Source organism: Burkholderia sp. Bp8998 (assembly GCF_003854235.1).
GTDB lineage: Bacteria > Pseudomonadota > Gammaproteobacteria > Burkholderiales > Burkholderiaceae > Burkholderia.
The window spans coordinates 1-1762 of sequence record NZ_QTQF01000119.1 but is presented as its reverse complement, the minus strand read 5'-3'; the positions used below and the strand labels follow the sequence as shown (position 1 = coordinate 1762).

The window sequence follows — 1762 nt, the reverse complement described above, 5'->3', positions numbered from 1 at the left end:
GTTCGGAGAGCGATTTATGCAGGCGCGCGGATAACGCGTTGTTCAACCGCCTCACCCACAAAAATGCGGACAGGTTCCCGCCGACGGTAAAACATGTTCGCCCGTCACGGAACACTTCATCGCGAGGCAGCGCAAGCGCGACATCGGTCGTTAGGGAATGAGGGCCATCCATGACGAGAGCTGCGAGCCGCTACACGGGCCTGTCAGTAATTTCGTGTTCAAGGCATATGATGCTCCGAAGGAGACTATATGCCTCGCAAACCCAAAGCCAAACCGGTAGACCTGCCGGCGATTCCTGCCGAGTTGCTTGAGCAATTCGGCAGCGGCCCGACGACGGCTGAAGCGATCAATACCGCGACGCTGGCCCTCAAGAAGGCGCTGATCGAGCGAGCGCTGGGCGGTGAGATGAGTCACCATCTCGGCTACCCGCCCGGCGCTGCCAAGCCGAGCACCGTAACCAACCAGCGCAATGGCACGGGCGCCAAGACAGTCCTGACCGAGGACAGCCCGGCCGAACTCCGCTTCGAGCACCGACAACCGCGCCTGCGCTTGCGTGACCCCGCCGTCATCCTCGTACTCAGGCTCCCGCATCGCGCCGCGCGCGGGCGCCACTTCAACACCTATCGGTTGTCAAGGTTGTATTTGGCAACTCTAGAGACATCTTCATCCTCATCTTGCATAAGTCTCCTGATTATCGAAATAGGAGCCTTTTTATTCGAGGCGATGCCTTGCCGAACAACTGCGTCGAGATCCTTTGATAGAAGCTCAAATAACTCATCAGACAATTTTCTCTTCACGGCAACGGAACGGCGAACATCAGGTCCAAATTGGCAAAGCAACGTCAAGACCTCCAGTGGTACTGTCTTGTTATAAGCGACCCACTTTCTATATTCCGGAAATCTATCGATGACGTCTTTCCACACTGAAACAGGAGCCTCTTCACTCGCAGCGCGATCATATTCATCCTTGAGCAAACTCGCTCGCAGAGCCACGAATTCCTCAGCAGAGTGAATCATTTCGAGTCCTTACCCTTCAATGAGTCAAAGTCAATTCTCTTACCCGTATCGCTCTTGTGCTTATTCATGTAATCACCATAGACGTCGGCGTCTGCCACCCATGCACCATTCTTGTCGCACACCTTCCAGGCACTGTTCCCATGCCCTGTTTGATCTTCAGACCACCACACGCCTGTGCCCGGATCTCGCACATACTTAGCGTAGCCCACGCCAGGCACATTGCCTGAACATATCCTGTCGAAACGATTTACTTCCCACTTGCCTCTGCATGGGCATTTTGCGTTCTGGTTCGCCTTTGAAGATGCTTGTTTTCTTCCGGCGCCTACCGGCGCTTTCGACAATCCGAACGGGTCGACCCACTCTATCGGATTGGGCGCGTATTGATAAACGTTGATCCTGCCTTCCAGCCCAATCGGATCCGTGCTGACGAACCGCCCGCTACCCGGATCGTAGTACCGATGCCGGTTGTAATGCAGCCCCGTCTATACGTCACGCTCCCGCATCGCCCAAATCGCAACGAGCGATGACTGTGGCACGGAATGCAACTCTCGTCATAGTCTCATCACGACACGTCCCGGTCGGCGGCACTCTTGCAGCAGTATGGCGTTGAGGAATTTCCGCAAGGTTGTAGGGCGCAAACGTCGAACCAGATCGTACTCATACCGCTAGGGAAGGTCTGCATAACCGCGTAACTCTCGACGAGGCATCAATTCAGCGACCGATGCCCCTGCCCATCACGCCATACA

General features: G+C 55.4%; 2 pseudogenes. One reads left to right on the top strand and one right to left on the bottom strand.

The annotated features are described in order from the left end of the window. Positions 1-249: 249 nt before the first annotated feature. Positions 250-519, top strand: a pseudogene (locus tag DIE06_RS37655) (IS256 family transposase); the annotation flags it as partial. A gap of 832 nt (positions 520-1351) precedes the next feature. On the opposite strand, the pseudogene DIE06_RS37645 reads toward DIE06_RS37655, so the two are convergent. Then, a pseudogene (locus DIE06_RS37645) lies at positions 1352-1498 on the bottom strand (RHS repeat-associated core domain-containing protein); the annotation flags it as partial. Positions 1499-1762: the final 264 nt, after the last annotated feature.